Source organism: Acidovorax sp. Leaf191 (genome assembly GCF_001424425.1).
Classification (GTDB): domain Bacteria; phylum Pseudomonadota; class Gammaproteobacteria; order Burkholderiales; family Burkholderiaceae_C; genus Acidovorax.
Genome location: NZ_LMPT01000006.1, coordinates 23,729 through 40,848, shown reverse-complemented (window position 1 = coordinate 40,848; position 17,120 = coordinate 23,729). Strand labels below are relative to the sequence as shown.

General features: G+C 66.3%; 15 protein-coding genes. 11 read left to right on the top strand and 4 right to left on the bottom strand.

All coding sequences use genetic code 11. The features are described 5' to 3' along the window. Positions 1–131: 131 nt before the first annotated feature. Positions 132–1,082, bottom strand: a complete 951-nt coding sequence (locus ASG27_RS06910) for a LysR family transcriptional regulator (RefSeq protein WP_056414549.1) — start codon at positions 1,080–1,082, stop codon at positions 132–134. Positions 1,083–1,199: 117 nt separating this feature from the next. On the opposite strand from ASG27_RS06910, the gene ASG27_RS06905 reads away from it, so the two are divergent. Both ASG27_RS06905 and ASG27_RS06900 read left to right on the top strand, forming a co-directional pair. After that, complete coding sequence (locus tag ASG27_RS06905) at positions 1,200–1,598, top strand: tautomerase family protein (protein WP_056414546.1); 399 nt, start codon at positions 1,200–1,202, stop codon at positions 1,596–1,598. Positions 1,599–1,646: 48 nt separating this feature from the next. Next, positions 1,647–2,117 (top strand): cupin domain-containing protein, encoded by a 471-nt coding sequence (locus ASG27_RS06900; protein ID WP_056422770.1) that lies wholly within the window; start codon positions 1,647–1,649, stop codon positions 2,115–2,117. A gap of 128 nt (positions 2,118–2,245) precedes the next feature. On the opposite strand, the gene ASG27_RS26560 is transcribed toward ASG27_RS06900, so the two are convergent. Then, positions 2,246–3,502, bottom strand: coding sequence for a P-loop NTPase fold protein (locus ASG27_RS26560; protein ID WP_156370554.1), 1,257 nt, complete (start codon positions 3,500–3,502; stop codon positions 2,246–2,248). A gap of 338 nt (positions 3,503–3,840) precedes the next feature. On the opposite strand from ASG27_RS26560, the gene ASG27_RS06895 reads away from it, so the two are divergent. From ASG27_RS06895 to ASG27_RS06865, 7 genes are all read left to right on the top strand, one after another. Next, positions 3,841–5,088 (top strand): ROK family transcriptional regulator, encoded by a 1,248-nt coding sequence (locus ASG27_RS06895; RefSeq protein ID WP_442854084.1) that lies wholly within the window; start codon positions 3,841–3,843, stop codon positions 5,086–5,088. Continuing rightward, on the top strand, positions 5,085–6,575 hold the full coding sequence (locus tag ASG27_RS06890; protein ID WP_056414540.1) for a sugar ABC transporter ATP-binding protein: 1,491 nt from the start codon (positions 5,085–5,087) through the stop codon (positions 6,573–6,575). The genes ASG27_RS06895 and ASG27_RS06890 overlap by 4 nt, the downstream gene beginning before the upstream one ends. Next, positions 6,556–7,572: an ABC transporter permease gene (locus ASG27_RS06885; protein ID WP_200912404.1), complete on the top strand. Its 1,017-nt coding sequence runs from the start codon at positions 6,556–6,558 to the stop codon at positions 7,570–7,572. The genes ASG27_RS06890 and ASG27_RS06885 overlap by 20 nt, the downstream gene beginning before the upstream one ends. 424 nt (positions 7,573–7,996) lie before the next feature. After that, positions 7,997–8,986 (top strand): substrate-binding domain-containing protein, encoded by a 990-nt coding sequence (locus ASG27_RS06880; RefSeq protein ID WP_056172273.1) that lies wholly within the window; start codon positions 7,997–7,999, stop codon positions 8,984–8,986. A 469-nt stretch (positions 8,987–9,455) separates the two neighbouring features. Beyond that, entirely contained in the window at positions 9,456–10,469 is a 1,014-nt protein-coding gene (locus ASG27_RS06875; RefSeq protein ID WP_056414537.1) for a sugar phosphate isomerase/epimerase family protein, read from the top strand. A 172-nt stretch (positions 10,470–10,641) separates the two neighbouring features. Further along, positions 10,642–11,808 (top strand): Gfo/Idh/MocA family protein, encoded by a 1,167-nt coding sequence (locus tag ASG27_RS06870; RefSeq protein ID WP_056414536.1) that lies wholly within the window; start codon positions 10,642–10,644, stop codon positions 11,806–11,808. Between the two features lie 39 nt (positions 11,809–11,847). Then, the gene (locus ASG27_RS06865; protein ID WP_056414533.1) at positions 11,848–12,417 is read left to right on the top strand and encodes a sugar O-acetyltransferase; all 570 of its coding nucleotides are present in this window, start codon (positions 11,848–11,850) and stop codon (positions 12,415–12,417) included. A gap of 218 nt (positions 12,418–12,635) precedes the next feature. Here ASG27_RS06865 and ASG27_RS06860 read toward each other — a convergent pair whose 3' ends face one another. Beyond that, positions 12,636–12,989, bottom strand: a complete 354-nt coding sequence (locus ASG27_RS06860; protein ID WP_056414531.1) for a hypothetical protein — start codon at positions 12,987–12,989, stop codon at positions 12,636–12,638. 243 nt (positions 12,990–13,232) lie between these two features. Beyond that, positions 13,233–14,711, bottom strand: coding sequence for an aminotransferase-like domain-containing protein (locus ASG27_RS06855; RefSeq protein WP_056414528.1), 1,479 nt, complete (start codon positions 14,709–14,711; stop codon positions 13,233–13,235). A 201-nt stretch (positions 14,712–14,912) separates the two neighbouring features. Between ASG27_RS06855 and ASG27_RS06850 the strand changes: the two genes are divergently transcribed. Both ASG27_RS06850 and ASG27_RS06845 read left to right on the top strand, forming a co-directional pair. Then, on the top strand, positions 14,913–15,755 hold the full coding sequence (locus tag ASG27_RS06850) for a c-type cytochrome (protein WP_056414526.1): 843 nt from the start codon (positions 14,913–14,915) through the stop codon (positions 15,753–15,755). A gap of 13 nt (positions 15,756–15,768) precedes the next feature. Beyond that, positions 15,769–17,064 carry a c-type cytochrome gene (locus tag ASG27_RS06845; RefSeq protein WP_056414524.1) on the top strand — a complete coding sequence of 432 codons (1,296 nt, stop codon included), beginning with the start codon at positions 15,769–15,771 and terminating at the stop codon, positions 17,062–17,064. The last annotated feature ends 56 nt before the right edge of the window (positions 17,065–17,120 follow it).

Below are 17,120 nucleotides of genomic sequence, written 5' to 3'. Positions count from 1 at the left end.
ACAGGCTCAGGACAGGCTCAGGACAGGCTTGTCGAAGCGCCGCCGCGCAAGGCTTCCACAGGCTCAGCCCGACCGGTTGTTCAACTTCAGGAACCCCCCGGACCAGCCAGCCGGTGGTGCAAAAAATAACCTCAACGCACAGGCGCCAGCGCCCACCGGTCCTTGGCCGCCTTCACCAGAAAATCAATCACCGCCTTCACCCTGGCCGCATTGCGCCGGCCCGGTGACGACACCGCGTACAGCGTGTGCACCGTGCGGGACGCAAAAGGCGCCAGCACCTCCACCAACCGGCCTTGCGCCACGTCGGCCGCCGCGAGCGGGCACGACAGCATGCCAATGCCCGCGCCGCCCACCAGCGCGTGGTGCACCAGGGCCGAACTGCTGGCGGCCAGGCGCGAGCGCACGGTCACCTCCAGCGGCTTGCCCTGTGCGTTGCCGCGTGGATTGAGAAATGCCCAGGTCACCGCCAGCCCCTGCGCGGTGTGCGTGACGGTGTGGTGCTGCTGCAGATCGCTGGGGTCGGCGGGCGTGCCGTGCAGGCGCAAATATTCCGGAGCCGCGTACAGGCGCCGCTCGAACCGGCCCAGCGCGCGCGCCACCACCAGGTCGCTGTGGCCCACGGTGGTGCGCAGCGCCACGTCGATGCCCTCCGTCACCAGGTCGGCCACGCGGTCATCGGCCAGCAGCTCCACCCGCAGCGCGGGGTAGCGCGCCTGCAGGTCGGCCAGGTGGGGGAGCACCAGCGCCTCGCAAATCTCCTGGCTGGAGGCCAGGCGCAAGGTGCCCGCCACGCGGCTGCGCTGGTCCGACAGCGATGCCCCGATGTCCTCCAGCTGCGCCAGCAAGGCACGCGCTTCCTGCGCCAGCTCTGCACCCTCGGGTGTGGCCGACAGGCCGTGCGTGGACCGGCGCAGCAAGCGCACACCGTAGCCGGCCTCCAGCCGGTCCACACCACGCGCGACCACCGACACCGCCACATCCATCTCCCGCGCCGCCGCAGAAAACGAGCGCAGGTCGAGCGACCGCACCAGCCACCGCAGGTCGGCCGGATCGGGGAGGAAGGAGCGGGGTTCTTGTTTCATCGTGCGCGCCTTTGCGTGCGGAGCAAAAGCCATTATCGCCACGGGCGGTTTCCGTGGCGGAGCGCAATTTCTACAGTGAAGGCTCGTTCAACCCGATGCATTCAACAGGAGCCCTCCATGCCCATCCTCAACGTCAAAGTGTCTGCCCAACGCACGCCCGAGCTGTCTGTCCGCATTGCCGAAACCCTGCTGGACCTGACCACCCGCGTGCTCGGCAAGCGGCGCGACCTGACCGCCGTGGTCATCACCTTTGTGGACCCGGCCGACTGGTACATCGCCGGCCGGTCGCTGGCCGACCTGAAGCAGTCGAGCTTCTACTTCGACGTCAAGGTGGTGGACGAGACCAACACCAAGGCCGAAAAGGCGCGCTACATCGCCGAGGCGTTCGCAGCCTTCGAGGGCCTGCTGGGCGCGCTGCACCCCGAAAGCTACGTCTACGTGCAGGACGTGCGGGCCGCCGCCTACGGCTTTGGCGGCCGCACGCAGGAGTACCGCCACCAGCATCCCGAGCAATAAGCAAGCAATCAAGCCAGCCATCAACCAATAGCTACCAGGAGCACCGACATGACGATGACGACAACGAACAACCCCCTTGCCGACGTGATCGTGGCCCAGACGCTGGAGCGTGCGGGCCTGGCGGAATGGATTCCCGAAGGCGAAGGCAAGTGGTCCCTGCCCATTCAGTTCTTGCCCGACGATGCCGGTTGGGTGGAACTGATGCGCCTGTCGCCCGGCACGCGCCTGGGCCTGCACCGGCATACGGGCGAAGTGCACGCCCTGACGCTGGCAGGCGAGCGCCGCCTGAACGATGGCCGCGTGGTGCGGCCGGGCGACTACATCCACGAGCCCGCCGGCAATGTGGACTGGTGGGAGGCGACGGGCACCGAAGAGCTGCTGGTGCATGTCGTGGTGAAGGGCAGCGTGGAATACCTGGGGCCGCACCATGCGGTGCTGCAGCGGATCACCACGGCTGATCGGCGGGCTGACTACCGCCGCTGGTGCGAGGCGGTGGGGGTGGTGCCCCGTGAACTCTGATAAAGGCCGGGAGCCGTTGGGCGAACCTCAGTGCGGCGCAGGCAAGTAAATGTCTCGCGGAATTTTGAATAAACACTTATCGGCATAGTCCCGATAACCCTGATTTGGAAAGTAGTTCCCGGGGTGATTTATTTTGTCTCGCTGCTGCCTTCTTCTCTAAGTACCTGGAGCCGTACAAAAGCCTTAAGAGCGGGGTCTTTAAAAGTCGTGTAGTTGTTTAAGCGATCTACCCCCTCTGGGCGCTCTACGTCGTTTAGAACTGGACCGTACCGCTCGTCTTTCAAATCTCGTAAAGGGCCGGATAAGGATGTGCTTGGTACGTCCTTGCCCAAGTAGGTGGAAACTCGATTCTTGATCATTTCCATGGTTACATATTCGTCATCGCATTCTGCCATCGCTCGCAAAATCTGTTTTCTATAGCGAATTTCACCTGTGCTTTCAATGGCGGAAATGTAGGCTTTGTTTAACCGCGCCATCTTTGTTTCTACAAACGAGTCCACCGCATTCTGTACGTCAGTAGCAAGCACTTTACGTGGCGTGCGTTCAAAGGCGGCCTCAGCTACTTCTAAACACAAATACTGAAGAATACTCGGAGAGCCTACGCACGTCTTCACAAGCTTGTCAATGACATTTTGTTCAATCGTTATGGCAAGCGCCTTCATTCCCTCGTTTACAACATATTCGGATTCGAAATTCGTCATTGATGTCAGATGCACTTCCTGTATTAGGCGATCGATGCCAGGGTCTGAAGATACTAGCTTGCTGGCGTCTGAAGCTGTTCCTAATAGAACAATTCGAAATTTTTTGCAGTTTGCATTTCCATAGCTTTTTATAAACTTCGCCAACTCTTCTGAGAAATCTGGTGTGGCGCGATGTAATTCATCGATTAACAAAGCAACACCTGCTTCCTCGCATACTTCAATTATTTTTGAGTCTGTTGGCGAGGTTACAACGAACTGCTCTTCTTTTTGAGAGGCCGAGCCTGATGAATTTGTGCGCTTTGATGCGACCACGGCATTTGCCCAGCCTCCAACAGATGCACCAGCTTGAGCGGACTGCTCGTGCGTGTTTGAGTGGGTGGCGCTAGTTGTTTTTTTAGTTTGTACGGTATAACCTAACTTTTCTAGGCATCTTGCAAATACTGCATCCAATTTTTGATCGGCAACGCTCTCTATATTTACGAGAAGACCGGCTTCATCCTTCTCACGAAGTGCGTACCGTGCCATTGACGTTTTTCCAACCCCATATTCACCGTACACAACAGGTACCATTCCTCGCGCTAACGTTTTTGTGAAGAGCTTCTCTGATGCTCCTCGATTCGCATAAATATTCGTAGGATGAATTGGGAGCTGCCCAGGAGTGAAAACATCATTTGGAGTGAGCATCGTGTAAACCCTTTATGCAATAGGCATGCCATTAATGGGGTGGTTAGTTCCGATTAATGGATCCCCTGGCTTTGATACTTCGGAGCTAACAACTGCAAGCACTATAGCGCCCTATTGAAACAATGACGACCCCGCTTTCGTAAGCTTGGCATCAGATCCGAAGGCTAGCTAAGTAACGGTTCGTCGTTGGTAACCGAGTAGCAACGATTCGATAGGATTGCTTTGGTTGAAAGTTGGTCAAAGTTCAGTCTTGCCCGGCCAAAGTAGACCGCATAGCATCCCTGTCCAAGCACCCACCCCCATGAGGTGCTGTTTACGAAAACGACAGGAGACAAGCCTTGCCATCCACCCGCTGGAGTCACTGCGGCGCCGAAGACCTGGGCGTCTTGCAGGCCATCTTCTGGTCCGCAGGCGCGTCGCGCAATGCACTCGCGCAGCGTCTGGCCTATTCCAAGAGCAAGGCCAACGCCATGGTGGCGGCGTTGCTGGACGAAGGCCTGCTCGACGAGGTGGGCCTGCAAGAATCCTCTGGCGGCCGGCGCGCCGAAACCCTGCGATTGAGCGAAACCCTGGGCGTGGTGATCGGCGCCGACCTGGGCGCGACCAGCATGCAGGTGGCCATCATGCGGCCCGACATGACGGTGCTGGCGCGGCACCGCGAGCCCATCGATGTGCGCCAGGGGCCGGGCGTGATCCTGGCGCGGCTGCGCGGGCTGATGCGGGAGCTAATGGCGCGCTGCGGGCTGGCGGCGTCGCAGGTCATTGCCATCGGCATGGGGCTGCCGGGGCCGGTGGATTTTGAAAGCGGGCAGCTCGTCAACCCGCCGCTGATGCCCGACTGGGACGGCTTCTCCATCCGCGACTACCTGCGCGAGGCGTTTGCCGCGCCGGTGTTTGTGGACAACGACGTGAATCTGATGGCGCTGGGCGAGCTGTGGCGGCTGCAACGCAATCTGCCCAACTTTTTGGTGATCAAGGTCGGCACGGGCATTGGCTGCGGCATCGTGTGCCACGGGCAGGTGTACCGGGGGGCCAATGGGTCGGCCGGTGACGTGGGCCACATCTGCGTGGACCAGAGCGGGCCGCGCTGCCACTGCGGCAACCAGGGCTGTGTGGAGGCGATGGCCGCTGCGCCCGCCATGGCGCGCATGGCGATGGAGGCCGTGGAGCGGGGCGAGAGCGCGATGCTGGCCGAGCGCCTGCAGGCCACCGGCACGCTGACCACCGAGGACGTGGCCCAGGCCAGCCGTGCGGGCGATGTGGCGGCCAACGCAATCATTCAGCGGGCGGGCAGCCTGGTGGGGCAGATGCTGGCGTCCATCGTGAATTTCTTCAACCCGTCGCACGTGTTCATTGCAGGGCGGGTGACGGACATGGGGCCGCTGTTCCTGGCGTCGGTGCGGCAGAGCGTGTACCACCGGTCGCTGGCGCTCTCCACGCGGCACCTGGAGATTCAATACGCGCCGCTGGCCGACGATGCCGGCGTGGTGGGCGCGGGCGTGCTGGCCATGCAGCAGAGCTTGGCGCTGTCGCCGCGTGCCTCTTCTTCTGCGACCAAAGCCAATGCCGTGGGGGCCACACGATGAGCGTCGCTGTCGAGTTTCGCAATGTGACCAAGGAGTTCGGCCCGGTGCGCGTGCTGCACGGCGTGGGCTTTGCGCTGCAGCCGGGCCGTGTGTACGGCCTGCTGGGCGAGAACGGCGCGGGCAAGTCCACGCTGATGAAGATACTGGCGGGGTACGAGAGCCCCACCACCGGCGAGGTGGTGGTGGACGGCGCGGTGCGCGCCCCGGGCGGCGGATCGCGCGCGGCCGAGGCGCAGGGCATCGTGCTCATCCACCAGGAGTTCAATCTGGCGGACGACCTGACGATTGCGCAGAACATCTTTCTGGGCCATGAGATCAAGCGTGGCCCCTTCCTGGATGACAAGGCGATGCGCGAGAAGACGCGCGCTGCACTTGCACAGGTGGGTTTGCCGCTCGACCCTGACACGCGGGTGAAGAAGCTCATCGTGGCCGAAAAGCAGCTGGTGGAGATTGCCCGCGCGCTGGCCCGCAATGCGCGCCTGCTCATCATGGACGAGCCCACTGCCACCCTGACCCCCGGCGAGACGGAGCGCCTGTTTGCGCTGATGGCCGGGCTCAAGGCTGCGGGCGTGACCATCATCTACATATCGCACAAGCTCGACGAAGTGGAGCGCACCACCGACGAGGTGGTGGTGATGCGCGACGGCCTGCTGGTGGCGCGCGAGGCCACGGCCAGCGTGACGCGGCGGCAGATGGCCAACCTGATGGTGGGCCGCGAGCTGGCGGATTTGTTCCCGCCCAAGCTGCCCGCGCCTGCGGGTGGAGAGCCCGCCATCCAGGTGCGGGGCCTCTCTGTGCCGGGCTGGGCCGAGGACGTGAGCTTTGACGTGCGGCGCGGCGAGATTCTGGGCTTTGCCGGGCTGGTGGGCGCGGGGCGCACGGAGCTGTTCGAGGGCCTGCTGGGCCTGCGCCCGCGGTCGGCCGGCACGGTGGAGTTGGCGGGCAAGCCGGTGAATCTGAAAAGCCCGCGCGATGCGGCGCGCCACGGCCTCACGTACCTGAGCGAAGACCGCAAGGGCAAAGGCCTGCACGTGCACTTCAGCCTGCGCCCCAATCTGACGCTGATGGCGCTGGAGCGCTACGCCAAGCCCTGGCTCGACCCGGCGGCCGAGCAGGCTGCGCTGCGCGATGCGGTGCAGGAGTTCGGCATCCGCACCGGGTCGCTGGAGGTGCGCGCGTCGTCGCTGTCGGGCGGCAACCAGCAAAAGCTGGCGCTGGCCAAGGTGCTGCACCCCGGCCCCAGCGTGGTGGTGCTGGACGAGCCCACGCGCGGCGTGGACGTGGGCGCCAAGCGCGAGATCTATCACCTGGTGCAGCGCCTGGCGGAGCAGGGGCTGGCGGTGGTGGTGATTTCTTCCGAACTGATGGAGCTGATCGGCCTGTGCCACCGCGTGGCGGTGATGCGCGCCGGGCGGCTGCAGACCACGCTGCAAGAACCACATTTGACCGAAGAGGAGTTGATCGCACATGCCACAGGTACCCGCTGAAAACGCCACCACCCCAGCGGGCCGCCACGGCGGCGCCACGGCCTGGTGGGGCAAGCTGCACGGGCTGGGCCCGGTCATCGGGCTGGTGCTGCTGTGCATTGCCGGCACGCTGCTCAACAGCAATTTCGCCACCTACGACAACGTGATGAACGTGCTCACGCGCACGGCCTTCATCGGCATCATCGCGGTGGGCATGTGCTTTGTGATCATCTCGGGCGGCATCGATTTGTCGGTGGGGTCGATGGCGGCGCTGATCGCAGGCTCGGTCATCCTGTTCATGAACGCGATGGCGCCCGTGCTGGGCTCGCCCATGGCGGCCGTGGTGGTGGGCATGCTGCTGGCGGTGGTGCTGGGCGCGGTGTTCGGGCTGGTGCATGGCCTCTTGATCACCAAGGGGCGCATCGAGCCCTTCATCGTGACGCTGGGCACGCTGGGCATCTTCCGTGCGTACCTCACGTATTTTTCGAACGGCGGGGCCATCACGCTGGAGAACGATCTGTCTGACATCTACAGCCCCGTGTATTACGCCAACCTGCTGGGGGTGCCGATTCCGGTCTGGGTCTTTTTGCTGGTGGCTGTCATCGGCGGCGTCATCCTGAACCGCACGGCCTATGGCCGCTATGTGCAGGCCATCGGCTCCAACGAGCAGGTGGCGCAGTACGCGGCGGTGGATGTGCACAAGATCAAGATCCTGACGTACATGCTGCTCGGGGTGTGCGTGGGCATTGCCACGCTGCTGTACGTGCCGCGCCTGGGGTCCGCATCACCCACCACGGGCCTGCTGTGGGAGCTGGAGGCGATCGCCGCGGTGATCGTGGGCGGCACGGTGCTCAAGGGTGGGGCGGGCAGCATCACCGGCACGGTGGTGGGCGCGATCCTGCTGTCGGTGATCAGCAATATCTTGAACCTGACCAGCATCATCAGCGTGTATTTGAATGCGGCGGTGCAGGGGTTTGTGATCATCGCGGTGGCTTTCATGCAGCGTGGAAAGAGGTGATGGCCGTGTCGCCACTTCATTCCTTTCATTCGCCCCGCGAGGCCGCCCCGACCCCCGAACCGTTCGGGCTGAGCCCTTCGACGTGGCTCAGGACAGGCCTGTCGAAGCTTGGGCACTCGCGCCCCATGTTGGCAGCCCTTCGACAGGCTCAGGGCGAACGGGGCAGGGCGAGCGCACTGCGCTGGATTCCGGCAATCCCCCAACCGTTCGGGCTGAGCCCGTCGAAGCCTGGGCACTCGCGCCCCATCGTGACAGCCCTTCGACAGGCTCAGGGCGAACGGGGTAGTGGCGCAGGCCCCAGGTGCTTGCACCCGTTCCGAAGCGCTTCCACCGGTTTTTAGTTTCGTCAGTGTTCCCCAGTCGGCCAGGCTTTCATGGCCATTTTCAGCAAAGCAACAGCAACAGCAACAGGAGACAACGCATCATGAACAGCAAGACATCAACTTCGTCCTTCACCCGCCGCCTGGCCCTCTCGGCCGTGGGGGCCGCAGCCGCGTTGGCGCTGGCAGGCCCGGCGATGGCGCAGGCCAACAAGACGGTGGTGGGCGTGGCCATTCCGTCGGCCACGCACGGCTTCACGGGCGGCATCGTGTACTGGGCCAACCAGGCCAAGAAGGACCTGGAGAAGGCCCACCCCGGCCTGCAGGTCATCGTCAAGACCGCAGGCGGCGCGCCCGAGCAGGCCAACCAGCTGCAGGACCTGGTCACGGTCAACAAGATCAACGCCTTGGTCATCTTCCCGTTCGAATCGGCGGCGCTGACCAAGCCCGTGGCCCAGGTCAAGGCCAAGGGTGTGTACGTGACGGTGGTGGACCGCGGCCTGACGGACACCAGCGCGCAGGATGCGTACGTGGCCGGTGACAACACCGCGTTTGGCAAGATTCCGGCCGAGTACATCGCCAAGGCGCTGAACGGCAAGGGCAACGTGGTGGCCATGCGCGGCATTGCGACCACGCTGGACAACGAACGCATGGACGCGTTCAACGCGGTGCTGAAGAACCACCCCGACATCAAGCTGCTGGACGCCAAGTACGCCAACTGGAACCGCGACGATGCCTTCAAAGTGATGCAGGACTACCTGACCCGCTTTCCGCAGATCGACGCGGTGTGGGCGGCTGATGACGACATGGCCGTGGGCGTGCTCAAGGCCATCGAGCAGGCCAAGCGCAAGGACATCAAGCTGGTGTTCGGTGGCGCGGGTGCCAAGGGCATGATCAAGACGCTGGCCGATGGCAGCAATCCGCTGATCCAGGCCAATGTGTCGTACAGCCCCAAGTTCATTTACGACTCGATCAAGCTCACGGCCGAGGCGCGCATCAAGGGCGAGAAGCTGCCTGCGACGACGATCATCCCGTCGGTGCTGATCACCAAGGAAAACGCGAAGAACTTCTACTTCCCGGACTCGCCGTTCTGATGGTGGTTTTGAGATAAAAAAGGCCTCTACCGCTTGTCTGGTAAGCGCAAGCAGCTACTAAAAATATAGCAGTGACTGCTTGCTGGGCAAGTGGAGGCCATGGCTCTCAACCCATCCAGCCCGAACCCGAACCCGAACCCGAACCCGAACCCGAACCCGAACCCGAACCCGAACCCGAACCCGAACCCGAACCCACCCCCGCCCGTTCGGGCTGAGCTTGTCGAAGCCGCACCCAGCCGTGCCCGGCCTTCGACAAGCTCAGGCTGAACGGATTTGGGAGGTTGGGAGGTTCGGAGGTTGGAATTCAACGATTGCCAGACAAAAGCCATGGCAGTCACCACGACCCGAATGGCTCAACACCACCCCCGCCCGTTCGGGCTGAGCCTGTCGAAGCCACACCCTGCGTGCCCGGCCTTCGACAAGCTCAGGCTGAACGGTGGGTGGACCGAATAACCAGGACGCACGCACCATGCCCAGACCCGTCACCCTTTTCACCGGCCAGTGGGCCGACATGCCGCTGGCAGAACTCGCGCCCCTGGCCAAGAGCATGGGCTATGACGGCCTGGAGCTGGCCTGCTGGGGCGACCATTTCAACGTGCAGGAGGCGCTGTCGACGCCGCAGTACGTGAAGGACAAGCACGCGCTGCTGGCCCAGCACGGCCTCTCGTGTTTTGCCATCGGCAACCACCTTGTGGGCCAGGCCGTGTGCGACCTGATCGACGAGCGCCACCATGCCATCCTGCCGCCCCACGTGTGGGGCAACGGCGAGCCCGAGGGCGTGCGCCAGCGCGCTGCCGAAGAACTGGCCGACACGGCGCGCGCGGCTGCGCAGTTCGGCGTGAAGACGGTCACCGGCTTCACGGGATCGTCGGTGTGGCATTCGATCTACGCGTTTCCGCCCACCACGCAGGCGTACTGGGACAAGGGGTTCGTGGACTTTGCAGACCGCTTCGGCCCCATCCTCGATGTGTTCGAGGAGCACGACATCAACTTCGCGCTGGAGGTGCACCCCACCGAGATCGCGTTCGACATCGCCTCGGCCGAGCGTGCGGTTGCGGCGGTCAACCAGCACCGGCGCTTCGGCTTCAACTACGACCCGAGCCACCTGGCCTACCAGGGCGTGGACTACGTCAAGTTCATCCGCCGGTTTGCCGACCGCATCTACAACGCCCACATGAAGGACGTGTGGTGGGGCAAGGGCGACGGCACGGTGGGCACGTTCGGCGGGCACACCAGCTTTGGCGATGCGCGGCGCACCTGGGACTTTCGCAGCGTGGGGCGCGGGATGATCGATTTCGAATCCATCATCGTCGCGCTCAACGACATCGGCTACCAGGGCCCGCTCTCGGTGGAGTGGGAGGACAGCCGCATGGACCGCGTGCACGGCGCCACCGAGAGCGCGGCGTTCTGCAAGCGGCTCGACTTCAAGCCCGCGGCGGGCGCGTTCGACGCGGTGTTTGCGCGCGACCAGCAGAAGGTGTGAATGCTCTCCAGCCACCGCCACCGTTCCACCGCCATCCACCACTCCCTCACCGTTCGGGCTGAGCCTGTCGAAGCCAGGGCAGAGTGCTCGACATCCCTTCGACAAGCTCAGGGCGAACGGCCGGGTGGTGTCGGCAACAGCGAACCAAGAACAACAAACAAAGGCCTTCCGTATGTCCAGTGAAGTCAGAAAGCTCCGCTACGCCATGGTGGGCGGCGGCCACGGCGCCTTCATCGGTGCGGTGCACCGCAAGGCCATGGCGCTCGACGGCCAGTTCGCGCTGGTGGCCGGTGCGCTCTCGTCATCGCCCGAGCGGGCCCGCGCATCCGGCGCCGGGCTGGGCCTGGCGGACGACCGCAACCACGGCAGCTGGCAGGACCTGCTGGCCGACGAGCTGCGCCGCAGCCCCGATGAGCGCATCGACCTGGTGAGCATCGTCACCCCCAACCACGTGCACCACCCGGTGGCCCTGGCCTTCGTGCAGGCGGGCTTTCATGTGGTGTGCGACAAGCCGCTGGTGCACACCAGCGCGCAGGCCGAAGAGCTGGTGGCGGCGGTGAAAAAGGCCGGCACCGTGTTCGGCGTGACCTACAACTACACCGGCTATCCGATGGTGCGCGAGGCCCGCCACCTGGTGCACAGCGGCGTCCTGGGCACGCTGCGCAAGGTCACCGTGGAATACAACCAGGGCTGGCTGGCCACGGCGGTGGAGCAGGGCGGCGGCAACAAGCAGGCCGACTGGCGGCTGGACCCGGCCCGCAGCGGCGCGGTGGGCACCATGGGAGACATCGGATCGCACGCAGAGAACCTGGCCGCCACCGTCACCGGCCTTAGGCCCGAGGCGCTGTGCGCCGACCTCACCACCTTCGGCGCCGGCCGGCGGCTGGACGACGATGCGCAACTGCTGCTGCGCTATGCGGGCGGCGCACGCGGCGTGATCGTCGCGTCGCAGGTGGCCGCGGGGCTGGAAAACGATGTGCGCTTGCAGGTGTCCGGCACGCTCGGCACGCTGGTGTGGCGGCAGGAGGACCCCAACCACCTGGTGCATTCGCCGGTGGACGGGCCGCGCCGCATCCTCACCCGTGGCTCGCCCTGGCTGAGCGAATCGGCGCTGCGCGCAGGGCGCATTCCGGCCGGGCACCCGGAGGCTTTCATCGAAGCGTTTGCCAACGTCTACCTGGGCGTGGCGGCGGACATCCGGGCGCGGGCCGCAGGGCGCACCGCCACGGCGCTGGAGGCCGACTACCCGCGCGTGGAAGACGGGGCCGAGGGCGTGCGCTTCATCGAAAAGGTGGTGGAGTCCGCCGCGAGCGAGCGCAAGTGGACGCCCTTGGGCTGACCCGTCCGGACTGGCGTGGCAGGGCTGGGACAATGGCCCATGACCTCTGAAAAATCCAGGATGATCGCCGGCGCGCTCTACAACGCCGCCGACCCCGAACTGGCCTCCGACCGCCTGCGCGCCCGCCAGCTGTGCCACGACATCAACACCACCCGGCCCGACACGGCCGGCACGGTGAAGGCGCTGGTCGCGCAACTGGTGCCGGGCGTGCCGGCCAGCGTGGCGATCACGCCGCCTTTCCAGTGCGACTACGGCTACAACATCACGCTGGGCGAGGGCGTGTACTTCAACGTGAACTGCGTGGTGCTGGACGTGGCACCGGTGCACATCGGCGCGCGCACGATGATGGGGCCGGGCGTGCAGATCTTCACGGCATCGCACCCCATGTCGCCCGAGGAGCGTGCGGGCGGGCTGGAGCTGGGTGTCGCGATCACCATCGGCGCGGACGTGTGGATCGGCGGCGGCGCCATCGTCTGCCCCGGTGTGACCATTGGCGATGGCGCGGTGATTGGTGCAGGCAGCGTGGTCACGCGCGATGTGCCGGCGCGGGTGTTTGCGGCGGGGAATCCGTGCCGGGTGGTGAAGCCGTTGGATCCGCTGGTGGTGTGAATGCGGTGGGTGGCGGGTGAGGCCGCGGTGCTTGCAAACCCGTGACGGTGATGGTCGGCGCGCTGCGCTTGCCTGACCCCGTTCGCCCTGAGCCTGTCGAAGGGCTGCCAATGGGGGCGCGTGTGCCCTGGCTTCGACAAGCTCAGCCCGAACGGTTGGTGGTTGAGAGATGGGGTGTGCAGGCGCTCGAGCGCTGCCCAGGTGTCACCGACGCGAACTCACGCATTCGCCAACTGAAACCGCTGATCGAAATTCATCTTCCCCAGCACCCGCAGCGCCGCCGCACGCGTGGCGCTGTCCACCTTGCTGATGTCCAGGCTGTAGCGCTTGGCGGTGGACACCACGTCCACGCATTTGTGGCCCCATTGCACGGCCACGAGCAGGGTGGGGCGCTGGCCGGCCTCCATACCGCCCACGGAGACGCCGCGCTGCTCGGGCCGCAGCATGAACTCGAGATGCGGCGTGCGCGTGAGCGTGAGGCGGCTGGCACCGAGCGGGCCCAGGGCGAATGAGACGACCCAGTCGTCTTCGTCTTCCACGGTCAGAAACGGGACATGCTGGGGTGCTGCCATGGTGGGGCGTTGGGTGGGTGGTGGATGCTGGCGGGTTGCCAGGCTGGTAGCGCTGCCCGGGTTGCGGGCGGCGGTCAGTATGCCGTGGCAAAAGCCGTGCCGAGGTCGGGAGAACCCGAGGTTGGGCCTTTCCAACGCCGCGGGGTTTCGTCAGGTGGCTGCAAGCCAAAACGTGCTGCGGTGGCGCGGTGCGGGCGGGTCCGCGCGGCCTGCCGCGGTTCAACTATTGGTTGATTCATCGGTTCAATCAGCGGTTGAATCGCCGTGCTCGCCCGGCCCTGGGCTACTTTGGGCCAGGGCCGTCGCCAGCTCGCCCACCGTCTGCAGCGCGGCTTCCAGGCGGCTTTGCGCCGGGTGCCCGTAGTTGATGCGCACGCAGTGGGCAAAGCGCCGGTCGGCCGAAAAGATCTGCCCCGGTGCCAGGCTGATGCCGCGCTGCAGTGCCTGGCGGTGCAGTTGCAGGGCATCGACCTGCGGCGGCAGCTCCACCCACACAAAGTACCCGCCCTCGGGCTGCGACACCCGCGTGCCCGGCGGGAAGTGCCGGGCCACCGCGGCCAGCGCGATGGCCTGCTGCTGCGCCAGGCTGCGGCGCAGCTGGCGCAGGTGGCGGTCGTAGCCGCCCTGCGCCAGGTATTCGGACAGCGCCTGCTGCGACGGCGTGGCGGCCGAGAGCGTGGTCATGAGCTTCAAGCGCTGCACCGCCGTGGCAAAGCGGCCCGCCGCCACCCAGCCCACGCGGTAGCCGGGCGCCAGGCTCTTGCTGAACGAGCTGCAGTGCATCACCAGGCCGTGGGCATCGAACGCCTTGGCCGGGGGCGGGCGGTGCGGGGCGAAGTGCAGCTCGCCGTACACGTCGTCTTCGATCAGCGGCACCTGGTGGCGGGCCAGCAGGGCGACCAGCTCGCGCTTCTTGCTTTCGGGCATCAGGCTGCCCAGGGGGTTTTGAAAGCTGGGCATGAGCCAGCAGGCCTTGACCCGCTGGTGCGCGGGCTGGCGTTCCAGCGCCTCGGCCAGGGCGGCCAGGTCGATGCCGTCGCGCGGGTGGGTGGCAATCTCCAGCGCCTGCAGGTTCAGCCGCTCCAGCGCCTGCAGCGCGGCGTAGAAGGTGGGCGATTCGACCACCACGATGTCGCCCGGCTGGGTGACGGCCTCCAGGCACAGGTTCAGGGCCTCCATCGCGCCGTTGGTGATGATGATCTCTTCCACATCCACCGCGCTGCCGTGCAGGCCGTAGCGCAGCGCGATCTGCTGGCGCAGGCGTTCGTCGCCGGGCGGCAGGCTTTGCACGATGTTCCAGGGGTCGAGCTTGCGCATGCCGCTGGCCAGGCAGCGCGCCAGCCGGTCCAACGGAAACAGTTCCAGCCCCGGAAAGGCCGAGCCCAGCGGCACCAGGTCGCGGTCGCGCGCCAGGCCCAGCACTTCGAACACCAGGTCGCTGATGGCCACGCCGGTGGAGGTGCGCGCGGGCTGCGAGGGCAGGGGCTCTGCGGGGCGGGACCCGGTGGCGGGCAGCCGCGCGCTGACGTAGTAGCCCGAACGCGGCCGGGCGTGGATGAGGCCCTGGGCCTCCAGCAGGTAGTACGCCTCGAACACGGTGGACGGGCTGATGCCGCGCGTGCGGCTGGCCTCGCGCACGGACGGCACGCGGTCGCCCGGGCGCAGGGCGCCGCTGTGGATGAGCTGGGCGATGGCGTCGGCGTGGCGTTCGTAGCGTTTCATGGGGGCGGGCTGACGGGGTGGCCCCTTGGGCCATGGAGGCCTGGGAGCGGATGCAGCGCAAACTGATCTGTATTTTTAACTGGAAACTGAATCTGTACTGTTTTGGGGGTTGGGCGTAGAGTGCCGTGGTGCGCTGGTGCGGGCGGTGATGAACGCCCGGCCCAGTTGGCGACCCTGTCGATCCCCACCCGAATAAAACCCATGATTGATTGCCTGCGCAGCCTGCTGCGCCCTGTTTCTGGCTGGCCTGCTGCTGCTGCGGTGGCGGCGGCCTCGGTAGCGGCGGCTTTCAGCGCCAGCGCGCTGGCCGCGCCTGCTGCTCCCACCCCGCCAGCCACGGCGTCGGCCACGATGCCCGCATCTGCCACGGCTGCTGCAGCGCCCACGGTGCCCGCCGCCGCCATGGCCTCGCGCGTGCTGGCCTGCACCGCCTGCCACGGCAAGGAAGGGCGGGCCACGCAGGAGGGCTACTTCCCGCGCATCGCGGGCAAGCCGGCGGGCTACCTGGCCAACCAGTTGCTCAACTTCCGCGACGGGCGGCGCAGCTACCCGCAGATGACCTACCTCATCGAGCACCTGACGGACGACTACCTGCGTGAAATGGCCGAGCACTTTGCCGCGCAGGATGTGCCGTACCCGCCGCCGCCCGCTCCCCAGGCGCCTGCCGCCGCGCTGGAGCAGGGGCGCCGGCTGGTGCACCAGGGCGACGCTGCGCGCCGCATCCCTGCCTGCGTGTCGTGCCACGGCAGTGCCATGACGGGCGTGGCGCCGTCCATCCCGGGCCTGCTGGGCCTGCCGCGCGACTACCTCAACAGCCAACTGGGCGCCTGGAAGACCGGCCAGCGCCGCGCCCATGCGCCCGATTGCATGGCCGACATCGCCCGGCAGTTGACGCCTGATGATGTGAGCGCCGTGTCGGCTTGGCTGGCCGCACAGCCGGTGGCCGGGGGCGGCAAGCCCGCGCGCACCCTGCCGGCCGCCATGCCCGCCCGCTGCGGCGGCGTGGCCGAGGTGCCCGTGGCTGCAGCACTTTCAGCACGTTGAGAAGGATGCCCCCATGAAACGCATCCTCTGGACCCTTTCTTCCGTGCTGGCAGCCGTGGGCATCGCGGCCGCGGCCGTCATCACGCTCAACCTGCGCGGCGAAGAGCCGCTGCCCGCGGCCGAGACGCTGCAGAGCACGCCCGCGCTGGTGGCGCGCGGCGAGTACCTGGCACGCGTCGGCAACTGCATGGCCTGCCACACCACGCAGGGCGGCGCGCCGTTTGCGGGCGGGCGCGGCATCGAGACGCCGTTCGGCGTGGTGCACACCTCCAACCTCACGCCCGACCCGGCGCAGGGCATCGGCAGTTGGACGTCCGCCGAGTTCTGGCGCGCCATGCACCATGGCCGCAGCAAGGACGGGCACCTGCTGTACCCGGCCTTTCCGTACCCCAACTACACCCAGGTGACGCGCGCGGATTCGGACGCCATCTTTGCGTACCTGCGCAGCGTGCCCGCCGCCAGCGAGCCGAACCGCACGCACGCGCTGCGCTTTCCGTACAGCACGCAGGCGGCGCTGGGGGTGTGGCGTGCGCTGTTCTTTGCCCCGGGCGCTGCCAGCACCGCTGGCGACGCCGCGCCCACGAAGACGGCGGAATACGACCGCGGCGCCTACCTGGTCAACGGCCTGGGCCACTGCACGGCCTGCCACACGCCGCGCAACGCGCTGGGCGCCACGGCAGACGCCAAGGCCTTCAACGGCGGGCTGATCCCGGTGCAGAACTGGTATGCCCCCGCGCTCAACGCGGCGGCCGAGGCGGGCGTGAAGGACTGGGCCACCGACGACGTGGTGGCCTTGCTGAAAACCGGTGTGGCCCCGCACGGGTCGGTGCTGGGCCCCATGGCCGAGGTGGTGTTCCGCAGCACGCAGTACCTGACCGATGCCGACGCCCGTGCCATGGCCGTGTACCTGCAGGCGCTGCCGCAGCAGGCCGCCCGCGCCACCCCGGCGCCCTACACCGCGCCACCCGCCGCCGCCATGGCGCGGGGCGGCAAGGTGTACGAGCAGCAGTGCGCGCAATGCCACGGCGATGCCGGGCAGGGCCAGGCGGGCGCCTTCCCGGCGCTGGCGGGCAACCGCGCCGTGCTGCTGGCCGACCCGACCAACACGGTGCGGGTGGTGCTGCAGGGCGGCTACCTGCCCGCCACGGCCGGCAACCCGCGCCCGCACGGCATGCCGCCGTTTCAGCAAACGCTGGGCGACGAGGATGTGGCGGCGGTGACCACCTTTGTGCGCAACAGCTGGGGCAACCGGGCGCCCGGTGTGGGTACCATCGAGGTTTACCGCGCCCGCGAACGGCGCGGCATGTAAAGGCGCGGTGATGCGGTGGTGCGGTGGCAGGGTCTGCCGGCAGCGCCCGCCGCGCA